Origin of the sequence: Polyangium spumosum (assembly GCF_009649845.1) — a bacterium.
In the GTDB taxonomy this organism is placed as follows: domain Bacteria; phylum Myxococcota_A; class Polyangia; order Polyangiales; family Polyangiaceae; genus Polyangium; species Polyangium spumosum.
The window spans coordinates 105,458-121,632 of record NZ_WJIE01000002.1 but is presented as its reverse complement, the minus strand read 5'-3'; the positions used below and the strand labels follow the sequence as shown (position 1 = coordinate 121,632).

Genomic DNA, 16,175 nt, shown 5'->3' with positions numbered 1-16,175 from the left:
CCTTCTTCGATGTTGAGCTCTGCGCTCGCCGAGCGTGGCGTGCCGATGCGTTCCCTCGAAGAGGCGATCGCGCGGCAAGTCGTGCATGGCGGTGACCTCGTGACGAACCTGCTCGAGGTCGGCGGGTTCCGCGAGGAGATGCTCGTGCCCCTGCTCGCCGAGGTGATGGGCCTCGAAGAAGCGCCCTCGGGCAAACTCCCGCAGCCGCTCGCGCAGGTGCTGCGGCTCGTGCCCGGGGACCTCGCGATCCGCCACGGCATCTTCCCGCTCGCGCTCACGCGGCGCGTCCTGACGATCGCCACTGCCGAGCCCCTCTCGCCGGCCGTCGAGGGGGACCTCGCGTTCGCGCTCGCCGTCGAGATCCGGCAGAGCGTCGCGCCCCTCGTCCGCATCCGGCAGGCGATCGAAGAGGCGTATCAGATCCCGCTCGATCGCCGCTTCCTCCGGCTCGTCGCCAAGCTCGAGAGCCGCCCCGATCCGAGCCCCACCGTCGCGCCTCCGCCGCGGAGCCTCGAGCAAGCACGCGCCTCCTCGCGCCCGCCGCCGGAGCGCGCGCCCGAGCCCCCCGTCGCCACGCCGCATCCGCCCACGCAGACGCCGGACACGCTCGTCGCGGGCGCCGCTCCGCCGCTGGCTCCGACGCGCACGAAGCTCTCGGCCACGCCCGCGGCCTCCCGTGCGGCGCGCGCCGATCTGCCGAGGGCCAGGCCGACCGTCGAGGTCGTCGCGCCGAAGCCGGCCCCCGCGCCCGCGAACGCCGTCGCCTCCCCGCGGCGCCCGCTGACCAGCGACGAGATGCCCGAGACCATCGCCGCGCCTCCTGTCGACGCGCCCCTCGCGGACGTGGCCGAGGAGGACGCGCCCGTCTCGCGCAGGCCTGATCGCCCTCTGCGACGCGAGTCGAACCGCGCTCACACGAAGGCCAGCGTGCTCCGCCGCGCGGTCACCGGCGATCGCAAGACGCGCGCGGAAGGCGGCGCCGATCGCCGCCCCGCGCGGCCTCGACGCAAGGGGCCCTTCACCGCGGCGATGGCCGAGGAGGAGCTCGGCGAGGCGACCACCACCGACGCCGTCCTCGACATCTTTTTTGCCTTCGCCCACCAGTTCTTCGAGTACACGGCCCTCTTCGCCGTGCACGGCGACGTCGCCGACGGCCGTGACGCCTCGGGCCCCGGCGCGGGCGCGGCGCGGCTCATGTCCCTCGCCGTGCCCCTCGGCCGTCCGAGCCTGCTCGCCCTCGCGCGTGAACGCAGGGCGCCCGTGATCATGCCGCCCGCCGTGGGTGACCTCGACGTCGAGATCATCGCCGAGCTCGGCCGTGCGACCCGCGCCGAAGCAGGGACCCGCGCGCCGGCCGTCCTCGTCCTGCCGATCGTCGTGAAAAACCGTACGGTCGCGCTGCTGTACGGCGACGACGGCGCCGTCGACGTCGAGCTCTCGGCGATCGGGGACGTCATCGCCATCGCGGGCCTCACGGCCGAGGCGCTCGAACGCGCGATCCTGCGCAAGAAGCGCGGCGGCGCTCCGGGAGACGGCGCTCCGGCGAAGCGCCCGCCCCGGATTGCGCCGCAGCCGCAGGCCCAGGGCGCGGCGCGTAAGGTCGGCCTGGTCGCGCTCGCCCGCGCCCTCGAACTGCCGGCGCGCTCCACGAACGCGGCCGAGCCGCCCGCGCCGGAGCCCAAGTCCCCGCCGCCGACGACGGCTGCCATCTCCACGATCGCCGTAACCTTGCCGTCCGCCTCCGCGATGGCGCCGGCCATGCTCCAGGCGAGCCCGCAGGCTCGACCCGCGGACGAGACCTCCTTCGCGGGTATCGCCTCGAGCCAGCCGCGCCCTGCGCCGCAGCCCGTCCCCGAGCCGCCCCGCACGCCCTCTGCGACGCCCCCGGCCGCTCCGCAGACCACGCCGCAGCCTACACGCGCCACGCTCGACGAGACGTTGACGAGCCCCACCCCCGCCCCGGGGCCCGTCACCTCGCGCCCCGAGCCGCTCGCCTTGCGCCCCCCCGAGTCCGACAGCACCTGGGAGATCACGGGCCGCAGCCGAACGGCCCCCCCGTCGCGTCGCCGGCGCACGCCGCTCGGCGTCGTCGCGACGGGCCGCGTGCGCCTCACGCCTCCCACGCCCGCGCCGCCGCCCATCACGGCTGTTTCCCAGCCTCCCGAGGCGGGACGAGCGCCTCTGCCGGCCCCGCCTCCGCGGGTGGCTCGCCGGGCCATCGCGCCGAGCTTCGGCGGCCGCAGCAAGGCCTCCCAGGGGCTCGGCGCGCAGCCCTTGCCCCCCGAGCCGCCTCCGAACGCCATCGCCGCGCCGCCGACGCCTCCCGTGCCTCCCGTGCGCCCCGTGGTGCCCACGGCGCCGGCCGTGCCCGCGCCCCCCGTGCGTGTCCCGCCCCCGGGCGGCGACACGTACACCCCGGGGCCGCCGGAGACCCTGCCAGGACCGCCGGTTGAAGCATGGGGGCTCCGCCCCGCCGCGGCCGCGCCCGCACCAGCCGTCGCCGAGTGGAGCGCGGCTCCCGCGGGCAGCACCACACCGGGCCGACCTCGCCCTGCGGGCCCCGACCCCATCACCCTCGTGCAGCGTTTCCTCGAGACCGGCGCCGACGACGGCGACGCCTTCAAGGAGCTCGTGCGCCTCGGCGAGGCCGCCATGCACGCCATCATGGCCCGCTTCCCTGGCCCGCTGCGTCTCGACCCGCGTGTCCTCTCGCGTGGCGCCGAGCTCCCGCTCGCCTCTCGCAGCGGCCCGCTCCTCGGCCTCATCCATGCGATGGGCCGCTCTGCCGTCCCTTTCCTCGCCGTGCGCAGCACCGCCGGTGATCCGGACGTCCGGTTCTGGGCGACGCACCTCCTCGGCGAGCTCGTGTATCCCGAGAGCGCGCAGGCCGTCTTCACGCGTATCTTCGACGACGCGGCCCCCGTGCGTCGCGTCGCGCGTCGCGCGGCCGCGGCGCTCGTCGCCGCCGGGCCTGCGACCGAGGCGCCGATCCTGCCGACGCTCGAGCGCCTCGCGCGAAACGCCGGCGAGCGTGTGGGCCGGCGGCAGCTCGCGATCGAGGCCCTGGGCGAGCTCGCCTCGCCGAAGGTGGTCCCCGTGCTCATCACGATGCTCTCCGAGACGAGCTCCGAGCTCGTGGAGGCCGCGCACCGCGCGCTCGTGATCGTCACGCGGCACGACTTCCGTCGCGACGCGGGCAAGTGGAACGATTGGTGGTCCAACAATGGCGCGCGCGGCCGCGTCGAGTGGCTCATCGACGCGCTCCTCTCCGAGTCGCCCACGCTTCGCCGCGCCGCTGCGGAGGAGCTCGCGCCCCTCGTCGGCCGCGATCTCGGCTACTACGACGATCTCCCCGAGGACGAACGCGAGGCCGCGCAGGTCCGTTACGTCCTCTGGTGGGAGCAAGAAGGACGGCACAAGAAGCGCGGCTGATCGGACGCACAAAACGCCACGAGGGAGCCTCTCGGCTCCCTCGTGACGTTTGTTTCGTTCTATCAGCTCGAAGAAGGGATCACTTCTTCGCGGCCTGCTCCTTGAGGGTCAGGTCGATGAGCTTCTTGAACTTCGGGAACGCCTGGGCACCGCTGATGAAGTAGCCCTCCGTCTTGCCCGGGGCGGCGATGTGGAAGGCCGGCGTGCCGCTGATGCCCGCCTTGTCGGCCACGGCGCTCTCGCTCTCGATGAACTTCTTGTGCGCCTCGCTGTCGAGGGCGCTCTTGAACTTCCCGAGGTCGAGGCCCTGCTCCTCGGCGTACTTCTCGAGCGTCGTGCGGGCGAACGCGTCGGGCGTGCCCGCGCCCTTGAAGAGGGCCGCGTGCATCTTCCAGAAGCCCTCGTTGCCCTTCTGCTTCTTGGCCTCCTCGGCCGCGAGCGCTGCGGGCATCGCGTTCTTGTGGAACGGCAGCGGCTTGTGGCGCCAGACGATCTTCACCTTGTCGCCGTAGGCCTTCTCGACCTGCTCGACCGTGGCCTCTGCGCGCTTGCAGAAGGGGCACTCGAAGTCGCTGAAGATCTGCATCACGACCTTCGCCTTGTCGTTGCCCTTCCAGGCGGACTCGGACGGCGCGACGTCGACGGTCTTCTTCTCGGGCGGGGGCGGCGTCTTGCCGTCCTTGATGATCTCGTTGTAGAGGTCCTTCGGCGCGACGCCCTTGGCGACGAGGGCCTGGGCCTTCTTCATCTCCTCGTCGATGACCGACTTGAACTTCTCGAGCGGCTGCGCGCCGACGAGGCGGCGGCCGTTGATGAAGAAGTGCGGCGTGCCGCTCGCCTGGAGCTCGTCGGCGAGGTCCTGGTCGGCGGTGATCTCGGCAGAGTACTTCTTGTCGAGGATCGCGGCCTTGACCTTGTCGACGTTCAGGCCGAGCTCCTTGGCGTAACCGAGGAGGTCCTCGTCGCTGAGCTTCTGCTGGTTCTTCCAGAGCAGATCGTAGGCGGCCCAGAAGCCCGCCTCGCCCTTCTGGGCGCGGGCCTCACGCGCGAGCTCCGCGGCGGGCTCGGCGCGCGGGTGCATCGGCAGCGGGTTGTCCTTCCAGACGATGCGGACCTTGTCTCCGTAGTCCTTCGAGATCTGGTCGAGCGTGGGCACCACGCGGCTGCAGAAGGGGCACTGGAAATCGGACCACTCGACGATGGTCACGAGCGCCGTCTCGGGGCCCTTCGTGGGCGAGTTGCCGACGGGCACCTTCCAGACGGTCAGGTCGTCCTTCGGCTGCTCGCGGTTCTGCGTCGGGGGCGCCTTCGCCTTGTTCTCCGTCGAGAGCTTGGCGTAGACCTTCTCCGGCTTCGTGCCGGCCTTGATCGCGGCGTCGGCGGCCTTGAGCTGCTCGTCGATCACCTGCTTGAACTTGTCGATCGGCTGCGCGCCGCTGAGCAGGATGCCGTTGATGAACGACGCCGGCGTGCCGGAGACGCCCGCGGCCTTGCCGGCGGCGAGGTCGGCGTCCACCTTCGCGGCGTACTCCTGCTTGTCGTAGGCGGCCTTGAACTTCGCCTTGTCCACGCCCGCCTGCACGGCCCACGCCTCGAAGTTCTCGGGCGTGAGGGCGCGCTGGTTCTGGAACGCGAGCTCGTGGAACTTCCAGAACGCCTCCGGGCCCTTGAGGCGGAGCACGGTCTCGGCCGCGACCGACGCCGGGCGCGCGTTCTTGTGGAAGGGCAGCGGGTTCGACTTCCAGATGATGCGCAGCTTCTGCGGGCCGTACTGCTGGCGGAGCTGCGTCAGCGTCGTCTCGACCTTGCTGCAGAAGGGGCACTCGAAGTCGCTGAAGAGCACCAGCGTGACGGGCGCGTTCGGCGAGCCCCACGTGGGATCCTTCGACGAGACGGGGATCGCCGCGTCGCTGTGATCCCAGGTCCCTCCGGCGACGTACTCCGACGTCGCCTCGGCGCTGGTGCCGCCGGCGCCGCGATCGATGCCCCACATCAGCGCCATCCCTGCCATGAAGCAGAGAAGGAAGCCGACGATGGCGGTTCCTTTGTTCATGTTTCTTCTCTTTCTTTCCAGGCACGGTGCTGCCCGCGCGGCGCTCCTTTTCGCGCCGCGAGAGCCGACACCTCGATCGCCCCGACGAACGTCCTTCGACGTCCTGGGGGGCGAAAACCCACGATCTGCAGCGCCGTCTCTCGATCGACGCTGCCCGTGACACGTGCGCTCCGGCGGCGCCCCCCCGCCTTCAACCAGGAAGGGCGCGGAGCCGGTGCGCGAGTTCTTCCTCTTCGCGCTGGATCACTCGAGCATTCGCTCGTCGCTCGCGCGCGATCCCGTGCGCGAGCGACCACGACCGAGCGTCAGGCGCAAGGAGGTCGATCGATCTCTCGGCGAACACCCCGCAGCGGGGCGCCCTCCACCGGCGGGAACGCCGGGAGCTCGACGGCGAACGCCGGTCGGAGATCGAAGGACGCCGACAGCATGGCGTCCGGCACGGTCGCGACGAACGATGCGGGGTTCTGCTCGCCGTGGGAGGCGCCGAGGGCGGGACCGAGGTCCCTGCCGTCACACGTGACCACCGCGTCGATACGCGCGTCGGTCTCCGGGTGAATCCGCCCCGGCGCGACCGCCGTGGCGCCCCGCTCGTCACACATGGCCGCGACCTCTGGATCGAGATCGTCCAGTGGATCCAGCGGAGCCGCACAATCCACGGCAGGCGCAGCCGCGCTCGTCGCGACGGAGCCCCCATCATCGTCACAAACCGGCACGATCGCTGCGTACGCGCGGAGCGGCACGAGCCAAACCACGGCGAATACCGCCGCGATGGCCAGCGCACGAAGAACCGCGACCCGCAACATCCGCCACATCCATAGCCGACCTGGGGCCACGCGGCAATTGTCTGCCGTCCTCCAAGCCTGTCGTCCCCTCCCGATGTCGGATTCTTGGCCCACCTTGTCTTACATTTCTAGCGTGTGGGCATGGCGACTGGCCCCCTCGAGATGGATCGCGCCGCGGACGGCGCGGCGCAAGTGATCGACGAAGAGCGCGCGGCGGCGGGCCCCGGGGAGGAGCTCCCGCGGGTCCTCGGTCGATACCTCTTGCTTCGTCGCATCGCGCGGGGCGGCATGGGCGAGGTCTACCTCGCGTCGACCATGGGCATCGAGGGCGCCGAGCGCCCCGTCGTCGTGAAGCTCATTCGCCGCGATCACGCCGCGGATCCGAGCTTCATCGCGCGTTTCCTCGACGAGGCCCGCGTCCAGGCGCAGCTCCAGCACTCCGGCGTCGCGCAGGTCCTCGAGGCTTCGCTCGACGACGAGACGGGCGAGCCGTACGCGGTCGTCGAGCACGTCGAAGGCAAGAGCCTCGGCGACGTCCGCGGCCGCGCCCACGCGCTCGGCTACCGGGTCGGCTGGGCCGAGGCCGTCGCGGTCGCCACGATGATCGCCGAGGCCCTCGCGCACGTGCACGAGCGCAAGGATCCCGCGGGCCGCGCCCTCGCCATCGTGCACCGCGATCTCTCCCCGCAGAACGTGATGGTCAGCTACGCGGGCGACGTGAAGATCATCGACTTCGGCACCGCGCGCGGCATGAACCGCCGCTGCCGCACCGTGAGCGGCGTGGTCTTCGCCAAGCCCGGCTACGTCGCGCCCGAGGTCGCCAACGGCGACACCGGCGACGCGCGGGTCGACGTCTACGCGCTCGGCGTGATGCTCTGGGAGCTCTGCGCGGGCCGGCGCTTCTTGCAGGGCGACGCGGCCGTACACATGGCCGCCGTCGCGCGGGGCGCGCAGAACCTCCCGCCCATCGCCGCGCAGATCGGCGCGCCGCCCGAGCTCGACACGATCCTCGCCAAGCTCACGGCCTTCGATCGCGACGTGCGGTACGGCCTCGCGCGTGTCGCCGCGCGGGACCTCGCCAAGCTCCTCGGCGCGGCGCCGCCCTTGCCCGGCGGCGAGCGAGGCGTCCGCGCGCGCACGCAGTACCTCATGCAGAGCCTCTTCTCGAGCGAGCCCGCCAAGAGCCGCCGCGAGTTCGCGCGCCTCGTCGTGTCCGCGCGCAGCACCTTCGAGGCCGCCATCGAGGAGAGGGCCCGCCCCGCGGCGCCGCAGGCCCTGCCTGCCGAGGAAGAGGGCCTCTTGCCTGGCACGCGCCTGCGGCTCGTGCGTGAGATCGGCGGCGGCGCGACCAGCGTCGTGCACGAGGCCGAGCACGTGGACCTCGGCCGCCGCGTCGCCGTGAAGATCCTCGCCCCCGAGCACGGCGCCTCGCCCGAGTTCGCCGCGCGCTTCCGCCGCGAGGCCCGCGCGATGTCGCGCCTCGCGCACGAGGGCCTCGTCGACCTCCACGACTTCGGCCGCGCCGCCGACGGCCGCCTCTTCTGCGTGATGGAGCTGCTCGAGGGCGAGACGCTCGAGTCTCTGATCGGCCGCGAGCGCGAGGTCGACTGGCAACGCGCGCTCCGCATCGTGATCCGCGCGCTCGGCGCGCTCGAGGTCGCGCACGCCGCGGGCATCGTGCACCGCGACGTCAAACCGGCGAACGTCTTCCTCACGCAAAACGGCAGCGTCAAGGTCCTCGACTTCGGCCTCGCGCACACGCCCGACGACATCGGCGAGGCGGCGCTCGGCGCGCCTGGGGGCGACAACGCGGTCGCGGCTGGCTTCACGCTCTTCGGCACGCCCGAGTACATGGCGCCCGAGCAGGCGGCGGGTGGGCGCGTCGACGGCCGCGCCGATCTCTACGCGCTCGGCTGCGTGCTCTACGAGATGCTCACCGGCGCCTTGCCCTTCCCGGGCGCGAGCGCCGCGGCGATCGTCGACGCCAAGATGAAGGGCAGCCCCGAGCGGCTGCGTGATCGCGCGGCGGGCAAGCGCTTGCCCGAGGCCGTCGACGCGCTCGTCATGCGCGCCCTCTCGCGCCACCCTGGCCTGCGCTTCCAGAGCGCCGCCGAGATGCGCGAGGCCGCGGTGCTCGCCCTCGGCGCCCCCGTGCGCGCGCGCCGTCGCCGCAGGACCGCAGGGTTCGCCGCGCTCGCCGCGGCGATGGCGTTCGCGACCGTGCTGCTCGCCGGCAAGGCGAAGGACATCGGCGCGAGGTTGCCCGTCGCGTGGCAAGACACGCCCGCGCCCGCCGTCGTCGCCGAGCCCGCGCCCGCTGCCGCTGCCGAGCCCGCGCCCGCTGCCCCTGCCGACCCCGCTCCCGTCGCCGCTGCCGAGCCTGCTCCCGCTGCCGAGCCCGCGCCTGCGCCCGAGCCCCTCCAGCTCGCGGAGGTCCCCATCTCGGCCGCCCGCTCGGAGCCTGCGCCCGCGCCTGCTCGTCCTCGCGCGACGACACGCAAGCCGAAGAAACACACCGCCGCGAGCTCCTCGATGCTCGCTGCGGTCGCGAAGAACGACAAGCCAACCGTCACGGCCGCCTCGGGTGACAAGGCTTCCACCGAGGCGACCAAGGTCGTCCACGCCGTCGAGCCGACCGAGCCCTCGCATGTCGAGCCCACGAAGGCCAGGGCCGAGCCGGCTCGTTCGAAGCGCAACAAGAAGAAGACCCCCACGGCGTCCAAGGCGGGCGAAGGCGCCAAGCCGGCGGGCAAGTCCAAGTAGCCGTCCGCGCGCATTTTGCTCGATCGCGCGCCCTCACGTTGTATACCGCGCACCCTCGATGGCCCAGATTGCTCCGCCCGCCGTGGGTGAAAACGTCGTCACCTCCGGCCCGCCGCACCGAGCCATTCTCAAGCTGGCTCTGCCGACCGTCGGCGCGATGCTCACGCAGAGCGTCGTCAACGAGATCGACATCGTCTTCTTCGCGCGGCTGCCCTGCCCGGAGTCGTCGAACGCCCAGGCCGCGCTCCTCCCTTCGCTCATCGTCCTCTGGCTCTTCGGCGGCTCGCTCTCCGCCATCTCCGTCGGCACGCAGGCCTTCGTCGGCCGCCGCTTCGCCGAGAAGAACCACGAGGACGCGGGCGCGGTCCTCTTCAACGCGGCGCTCTTCGCGCTCGTCGCGGGCGTCGTCTTCTCGGCGATCGGCTACCTCGCGACGCCCGCGATCCTCGGCGCGATCATCAAGGTCGAGGGCGCGCGCACGGCGGCGGACGAGTACCTCAAGTGGCGCCTGCTCGGCGTCACCTCGATGGCGACCACCTTCGCCTTCAAGGCCTTCTTCGACGGCATCGGCAAGACGCACATCCACCTCGTCTCGGCCGTCGTGATGAACGCCTTGAACATCGTGCTCTGCTTCTTGCTCATCTTCGGCAACGAGGCGCTCGGCATCTCGAAGATGGGCATCGCGGGCGCGGGCATCGCGGGGTTCGTCTCCACGTACGTCGGCCTCGCGATCATGGTCGGTTACGCGCTCCTGCCGCAGTACCGCAAGCTCTACGCCCCGTTCCGCGTCCGGAACCTCGACCGCGGCTTGACGTGGTCGATCTTGAAGCTCTCGATCCCGAGCAGCGTGGCCACCATCGCGGTCATGACGGGCTTCGCGCTCTTCGCGATGATCGCGGGCAAGCTCGACGAGGTGCACCCGATGGGCGTGGTCTCGGCGATGTGCCCGGGTGGCAAGGCCGAGCCGGTCAACGGCGCGGCGACGACCGTGATCGTCGGCGTCCTCAAGCTCACCTTCACGGCGTGCCTCGCCTTCGGCACCTCGACGGCGACCCTCGTCGCGCAGTCGCTCGGCGAGCGGAACAGCGACAAGGCCGAGACGTTCGGCTGGACGTCGGTGCGCCTCGGCCTCTTGATCTTCGGCGTCGTGGGCCTCTGCGAGGCGGTCTTCGCGCCGCAGATCCTGGCGTTCGTCTCGCAGAGCGAGGTCGTGCGCGAGGTGGCGCTCGGGCCGATGCGGGTGATGGGCATCTGCACGCCGGTCATCGCGATCGGGATGATCCTCACGCAGGCGCTCTTCGGCGCGGGCAACACGCGCTTCGTGATGATCGTGGAGCTCTTGCTCCACTTCCTCTGCCTCGTGCCCCTCGCGTGGCTGCTCGGCATCACGCTCGACTTCGGCCTGATGGGCATCTGGGCCGCGGGCGTGGTCTACGCGGTGCTCCTCGCGGGCGTGATGGTCTTCAAGTTCCGGAGCGGCGACTGGAAGAAGATCGCGCTCTGATCAGCGGGCGAACGCCGACCCGCTCCACCGATACCGGATCGGGCCGAGGTTGCTCCAGGGGAGCAAGAGCGGCTCGATCCCGCCGGCCGTCGCGCTCGTGTCCTGCGTGAACGGGTACGTCGCGGCGGTCCACGTGGTCGCCTTGCCGGAGGCGAGCTCGATCTCCACGCCCTTGCCGGCCTTCACGAAGCGGTACGCGCCGCTCACCTTCTTCTTGCCGATCGCGCGCCCGATCTCCGCGGCGAACACGCGCTTCACGCCCTCGCCCTCGAGCCTGTAGACGAGCAACACGTCCCGATCGACCGTGCCTCCGCCTGCCTCGGGTGAGGCGTTCGCGTGCAGCGTGCCTTGCACGATGATCTCGGCTTTCCCGTCGCCGGTCAGATCCATCGCGCTCACCTCGGTGATGTCCGTGCCCTTCGTGAACTGCGAGAGCGACAGGTACGAGTAACCCGCGCCGCCCTTGAAGCCCTTGCCGAAGATCACGAGGTCTCGATCGTGCAGCAGGATCGACTCGACCTGCTTGTCGCCCGAGACGTCCGCCGACACGTTGAAGCGCGGCTTGCCCGTCACGCCGCGCTCTCTCTTGTAGAGCGCGTGGACCTGCTCGAGCAGCTCGCTCGCGCTCGGGCCCTTGGGCGCCTCGGGCTTCAAGGTCTCGCCTGCTGCCTTGGGGGCGGGCGGGGGCGTCGCGGCTTGGCTCGCCTCGGCTGCCTTCGTGAAGGCCTTGCCGTTCCATTTGTACGTGCGCGACGCGGTCGTCTCCCAGGGCAGGAGCGCGGGGTTCATCGAGCTCTCGCGTGGCTCGTGGTAGTTGCCGGCGTGGAACTCCTTCGCCTTGCCGGCGAGGACGGTGATCGCCACCTTCGCGCCGTCGCTGTCGAAGCGCACCTCGTTCTCGACCGCGCCCTTCTCCGTCACGATCGCGATCTCGTGCTGGAGGAGCGTCGTGGGGACGTCGCTCTTTCCGAACTGCAAGACCTGCAGGTACTCGCGGTACTTCTTCGGCGTGCCGAGGCGCTTGCGCAGGACGAGCTCCGCTTGCCCGTCGCCCGTCACGTCCCGCGCCTCGAACGAGGGCAACATGCCGCCGCGTACGTCGACGTCGAGGTCGTTCCAGTAGTACTCGGTGCCTTTGCGGAAGGTCGGGCCGAGGACGATGAGGTACCGATCCCAGACGAGCACGCGCTCCTTCAGCGCGTCGCCCGCGACGTCCGCGATCAGGTTGAACTTCGGCGCGCCGCGCACGCTCTTCTGCTTGAGCAGCCCCTCGGCGAGGGCTTGCTCGCTCTCGATGGACACGGGCGGCAGGGACTCGTACTTCGTCGAAGGCGCGGTGCCGAGGGCGGCCTCGACGGTGCTGCTCGTGTCGGCGTCGTGCACGTGGATGGCGCCGCGCAGGCCGACGCGGGTCGTCGTGGCCGGGGGGAAGGCGCTCCAGGGGATACTCGCCTCGAGCGTCCATCCGCCCGCGCGGGGAGCTTCGATGACCTTGGCGCCCGCGATGGCCTTGCCGTCCTTGGTCTTGGCCGCGCCGGCGGACTTGCCCGGATCACCGGGGAAGAGGCGCACCTCGTGCACGACGCCGCCGGGAAAGCCGAGCGTGAGGGCGACGTGGTCGCCGCCGCCGCCGCGCAGGACGTCGTCGGTGACGTCGACGGCGAGGAAGATGTTCGTGCCGTCGTAGGAGAGGGCGGCCTTCGCCTCGAGGTCGTTCTTCGAGGGCTTGCCCTTGGTGGCGTGGGAGAGCGCCATCAGCGAGGCCCACTCCTTGGGGACGCCGTCGAGCTTGATGGACCTCGGCTCGACGAGCGACGCGCGGACGGCCGAGCCCGCGGCGTCAGCCGGCGAGGCGGCGAAGAGGGCGCCCGCGAGGGCCGCGAGGGCGGTGAAGGAGGAGCCGAGGCGAGGGCGATGAGGCGTCATGAGCAGGGTATGGACGGGGGCAGGGGGCCTTTGTTCACCATGGGTGAGGGGCGCTCGGAGACGAATGTTCCCGCGAAGATAACCGGGCGAAGTGGCCCTGGGGAGGCGGTCAATCGTGTGCCCAGGGTGATCGAACGTTCGAACGGAGGGAAGTGACCGGGACGCGCGGGGGATCGAAGGTTCGAAGGGGCGCGGGAGAGGGTTACGCGCGGGGGATCGAAGGGTCGAAGGGGCGCGGGAGAGCGTTGCGCGAGGGTGTTCGAAGGGGTCGGAGGGGCGCGGGAGAGAGTTGCGCGAGGGTGTTCGAAGGCTCGAAGGGGGAGGGGAGAGGGGCGGGTCCTGATCAAACTTGATCAGCCGGTTCGTCGCGACGAACGCGCGAGTCTCCCCGTCGAGCCCCCTCCGATGTCCGGCGAGGTGGGCGCGTGTCCTTCCTGAACGCGTGGCGCGGACCGGCATCGTCCGAGCGCCGAGCATGGCACGGTTGACCCGCGGTTCGGCGCCCCGATCTCCGCGGGCAAACGGTCCGGCCTAGGACAATTCATGTCCTACCCAATTGCTGAATAACCACGAAAAAACGGCGAATCGTGATAGATTCATCCCATCGAGTGAGCCGCTGGAACGGTCGAGCCGACGACGCGCATGGGGCGCGACGCGGCGCCCGTGGCGGCCCTTGCTGGGGTCCGCGTCGTGGCGAACGTCCTGCCCATCGAGAAGCGCACCGACGTGGTGAAGCACCTCGTAGAGGGCGCGAGCGTGCGCTCGACGTCGCGGCTCACGGACGTGTCGCTTCCGACGGTCCTCTCGACGCTCGTCCGCGTCGGGACGGGGTGCGACAACCTGCACAACCTGTTCGTGAGGGACCTCGACATCCGCGAGATCGAGCTGGATGAAATCTGGTCCTACGTGCAGAAGAAGCAGGCGCGCGTGACCGCGGAGGATCCGGCGGAGTTCGGCGACGCCTACGCCTACCTCGCCATGTCGAGGACGAAGAAGCTCCTCGTGAGCTACCGCGTGGGGAAGCGCGACGAGGCGAACACGAAGGCCTTCGTGGCCGACCTCCGGGCCCGGCTCGTGACGATCCCGGAACTGTCCACGGACGGGTGGCAGAGCTACCCCGTGGCCGTCGGGCAGAGCTTCGGGGGCGCGGTCGACCACGCCGTGATCCAGAAGAACTATTCGAAGAAGGGGCGACGCGAGGGACCGGCGGACCACCGCTACGAGCCCCCGCGCGATCCGTTCATCACGAAGAAGACCGCGCACGGCGCGCCGAACCTAGACCGCGCGAGCACGTCTCACGTCGAGCGCGCGAACCTCACGGTCAGAATGCACGTCCGCCGGTTCACCCGGCTTTGCAACGGGTTCTCGAAGAAGATCGAGAACCACCGCGCCGCCGTGAGCCTGCACGTCGCCTGGTACAACTTCTGCCGCGTGCACGAGAGCTTGCGCGTGACGCCGGCCATGGAGGCGGGCATCACGGATCACGTGTGGAGCGTGCAGGAGCTTGTGGAGCGCGCCCTTGCCGCGGAGCCGTGCGCGCCCCCGGAGCCGAAGAAGCTCGCGCCGCCCGCCCCGGGCGAGAAGCAGGGCGCCGCGCGCGAGCTGCCGAACGGCAAGGGATGGCTCCGCGCCCTGCCCGGCGGGAAGGGGAAGCCCAGCACGGTCCCGCGGGCTCCTACGCCGCCTGCCGCGCCCCCGGCGAGGGTCGTGACGGGGGAGACTCCGCGCGAGGCGCTACCGCCACGGGGGACGCAGCTTGACCTGTTCGCGTGGCGACCACGGGAGAGGCAGTTACCGCTCTTCCCCGAACCGTAATAGTGTTTTCGAACACGGCTTACGTTGTTGTGACTTCGAAAACCAGGCCACAACACGAACGCGCTGGACAGCACTCGGGCCATGGGTTACACCACGGCCGTGGTCGCTTGTCGCGCAGACGCTCGCCAACGTCCCGGGATGTTCCGGGGACCAGGGCAAGATGTCTCATGTTGAGATTAGTCGCAACTTAAAACAGTCACCGGCTAGTCGGCGCGGCGAACACCACAAAGGACCGGGGCAAAAAGAAAGGCGAGCGGCAGAGACGTAACAATCCCCACCACTCGCCCATCATCCAGTTTCCGAGGCCGGATGGTAGGCGGATAGCACGACGTGATGCTTCGTCAAGGGGTCGTTTTGTCATCGGTCGCGGCGCGTCTGGGAGACCCGGGCAACGCACGCCATGTCGAAGCAAAACGCCGCCCGCACGGGCATCAACTTTCGCACGTCGTACATCCACCACCGCACCGGGAAACGAGTCTACGCCCGCCCCGGGCACCCCTTCCCGATCCCGATCGGCCCGAAGCGGCGGGAGCGCCACAAGCCGCTCCCGCCCATGCAGCTCGTATTGCCTGGGATGGAGACGTTCGTCGAAGCGCCTCGACCGCCGCGTGCTTCCGCAAAGGTGCGCACGGCGCAGACGGCGCGAGGACGGCGCAGGTAGGAAGCAGGAACGACAGGCGCCGCGAGCCAAAGCCCGCGGCGCCTGTCGCCTTTTCAGCGTCCGCGCTTCCGGCTCTTCCACGTGGGGCGTGGGGCCTGCTTCGGGGGAGCCGCGTCGAGCTTCCGGAGGGCGGCGCGGAGCTTCTGGACGTGGGCGTGATGCGTCGCGAGCCCATGCCCCATGGTCCGCGCCGCGTCCGCGCCGATGAGCCCGCGGGCGGCGAGGAGCACGATGTAGGCGAGTTTCGGGCGGGACTTCATGACCCACGTGAGCAGGTCTCGCGCCTCGATCTCGGGCATCGGATCCGACGACACGAGGTCGGGAGTCGACCGAAGCGACGACATGGGGGACTCGTGCCGCGTCGAGGCTCGACGCGCGTGGTTCATGGCGTGAAACCACGCGGTATCCCGCATGAACCCGCGGAGGGCGTGCTCGGGTTTCGTGTGTATGGCGCCGCGTACGCGCCCCTCGTGCAGGGCCTCCCACGTCGTGGCGATCGTCTCCTGCACGAGGTCCGGGATGTACAGCTCGTCCACGCCGATCTTCCGCAAGTGACGGGTGAGCATCGAGCGAAGCCGAACCACCTCATCCGCGTCAGCTATGACGATCGGCGCGCCCCCGCCCGGGGGTTGGTGGTACCGGATCACGGCTCACCCCCTCGCACCAGGGCGTCGAGATCGACGTCGAGCGCGTGCGCGACGCCCGTGGCGAAGTGCAGCGTGCAGGCGAGTTGCCCGCGGAGGAACGCCTGCACGTACATCGGCGCGTAGCCGATCGCGTCGGCCATCTTCCACAAGCCGCGCGAGGCGACGACGGGCGCGAGAGCCTTCCGCACGCGATCCGCCTGCTCGGTCGAGAGCACCGCGGGCAGGCTCTCCGGGGCCTGGTCCTGGTCGTGCTCGGTCACGAGGCGCCTCCCTTCCGGCGAGGGGAGGACACAAGGACCAGCGCGGGCGCCTTGCGGGGCGGCGCCTTGCCCGAGAGCGCGTCATCGAGCGAGAGTCCCACGGCGCGCGCGATGCTCCGCGCGAGCGCCATGTTGCCGGGGTTCGTCCCGTCCAGGAAGGCGAGCACGACCGAGCGGCGGAAGCCGAGCTTGTGCACCACGGCGATCCACGTGCCCTTCTCGCGGAAGAGGTGACGCAGCAAGGCGCGGAGGTTCGAGCGCTGGATCTCGACCAGGCCGCCCGGGTAGAGGGGAGCGGCCATCACGACGCGCCTCCCTTCCGCCCGCACGTC

Annotated in this window: 11 protein-coding genes; 5 read left to right on the top strand and 6 right to left on the bottom strand. The window is 70.8% G+C overall.

The annotated features are described in order from the left end of the window. Positions 1-9: 9 nt before the first annotated feature. The gene (locus tag GF068_RS06630) at positions 10-3,432 is read left to right on the top strand and encodes a GspE/PulE/PilB domain-containing protein (protein ID WP_153818491.1); all 3,423 of its coding nucleotides are present in this window, start codon (positions 10-12) and stop codon (positions 3,430-3,432) included. Between the two features lie 79 nt (positions 3,433-3,511). Here GF068_RS06630 and GF068_RS06625 read toward each other — a convergent pair whose 3' ends face one another. Together GF068_RS06625 and GF068_RS06620 are read right to left on the bottom strand one after the other, a co-directional pair. Continuing rightward, the gene (locus GF068_RS06625; protein WP_153818490.1) at positions 3,512-5,485 is read right to left on the bottom strand and encodes a DsbA family protein; all 1,974 of its coding nucleotides are present in this window, start codon (positions 5,483-5,485) and stop codon (positions 3,512-3,514) included. 305 nt (positions 5,486-5,790) lie between these two features. Next, complete coding sequence (locus GF068_RS06620) at positions 5,791-6,288, bottom strand: hypothetical protein (RefSeq protein WP_153818489.1); 498 nt, start codon at positions 6,286-6,288, stop codon at positions 5,791-5,793. Between the two features lie 120 nt (positions 6,289-6,408). Between GF068_RS06620 and GF068_RS06615 the strand changes: the two genes are divergently transcribed. Continuing rightward, positions 6,409-9,030 (top strand): serine/threonine-protein kinase, encoded by a 2,622-nt coding sequence (locus GF068_RS06615; protein ID WP_153818488.1) that lies wholly within the window; start codon positions 6,409-6,411, stop codon positions 9,028-9,030. Between the two features lie 82 nt (positions 9,031-9,112). Then, on the top strand, positions 9,113-10,534 hold the full coding sequence (locus GF068_RS06610; protein WP_338046256.1) for an MATE family efflux transporter: 1,422 nt from the start codon (positions 9,113-9,115) through the stop codon (positions 10,532-10,534). Here GF068_RS06610 and GF068_RS06605 read toward each other — a convergent pair whose 3' ends face one another. Further along, entirely contained in the window at positions 10,535-12,460 is a 1,926-nt protein-coding gene (locus GF068_RS06605) for a DOMON domain-containing protein (RefSeq protein ID WP_240806714.1), read from the bottom strand. Positions 12,461-13,102: 642 nt separating this feature from the next. Here GF068_RS06605 and GF068_RS06600 point away from each other — a divergent pair. Beyond that, positions 13,103-14,275: an IS1 family transposase gene (locus GF068_RS06600; protein WP_153818486.1), complete on the top strand. Its 1,173-nt coding sequence runs from the start codon at positions 13,103-13,105 to the stop codon at positions 14,273-14,275. Positions 14,276-14,675: 400 nt separating this feature from the next. Continuing rightward, entirely contained in the window at positions 14,676-14,936 is a 261-nt protein-coding gene (locus GF068_RS06595; RefSeq protein WP_153818485.1) for a hypothetical protein, read from the top strand. A gap of 53 nt (positions 14,937-14,989) precedes the next feature. Here GF068_RS06595 and GF068_RS06590 read toward each other — a convergent pair whose 3' ends face one another. The 3 genes from GF068_RS06590 to GF068_RS06580 all read right to left on the bottom strand — a co-directional run bounded on the left by GF068_RS06590 (position 14,990) and on the right by GF068_RS06580 (position 16,148). Continuing rightward, positions 14,990-15,502 (bottom strand): RNA polymerase sigma factor, encoded by a 513-nt coding sequence (locus GF068_RS06590; RefSeq protein WP_153818484.1) that lies wholly within the window; start codon positions 15,500-15,502, stop codon positions 14,990-14,992. Between the two features lie 77 nt (positions 15,503-15,579). Further along, positions 15,580-15,843, bottom strand: coding sequence for a hypothetical protein (locus tag GF068_RS06585; protein ID WP_153818483.1), 264 nt, complete (start codon positions 15,841-15,843; stop codon positions 15,580-15,582). Further along, positions 15,840-16,148 carry a hypothetical protein gene (locus GF068_RS06580; protein ID WP_153818482.1) on the bottom strand — a complete coding sequence of 103 codons (309 nt, stop codon included), beginning with the start codon at positions 16,146-16,148 and terminating at the stop codon, positions 15,840-15,842. The genes GF068_RS06585 and GF068_RS06580 overlap by 4 nt, the downstream gene beginning before the upstream one ends. Positions 16,149-16,175 lie beyond the last annotated feature (27 nt).

Excerpts from the sequence above, each read along its gene's own strand:
- GF068_RS06630 (WP_153818491.1), top strand. The coding sequence starts at position 10 with ATGTTGAGCTCTGCGCTCGCCGAGCGTGGCGTGCCGATGCGTTCCCTC.
- GF068_RS06625 (WP_153818490.1), bottom strand. The coding sequence starts at position 5,485 with ATGAACAAAGGAACCGCCATCGTCGGCTTCCTTCTCTGCTTCATGGCA.
- GF068_RS06620 (WP_153818489.1), bottom strand. The coding sequence starts at position 6,288 with ATGTTGCGGGTCGCGGTTCTTCGTGCGCTGGCCATCGCGGCGGTATTC.
- GF068_RS06615 (WP_153818488.1), top strand. The coding sequence starts at position 6,409 with ATGGCGACTGGCCCCCTCGAGATGGATCGCGCCGCGGACGGCGCGGCG.
- GF068_RS06605 (WP_240806714.1), bottom strand. The coding sequence starts at position 12,460 with ATGACGCCTCATCGCCCTCGCCTCGGCTCCTCCTTCACCGCCCTCGCG.
- GF068_RS06600 (WP_153818486.1), top strand. The coding sequence starts at position 13,103 with ATGGGGCGCGACGCGGCGCCCGTGGCGGCCCTTGCTGGGGTCCGCGTC.
- GF068_RS06595 (WP_153818485.1), top strand. The coding sequence starts at position 14,676 with ATGTCGAAGCAAAACGCCGCCCGCACGGGCATCAACTTTCGCACGTCG.
- GF068_RS06590 (WP_153818484.1), bottom strand. The coding sequence starts at position 15,502 with ATGCTCACCCGTCACTTGCGGAAGATCGGCGTGGACGAGCTGTACATC.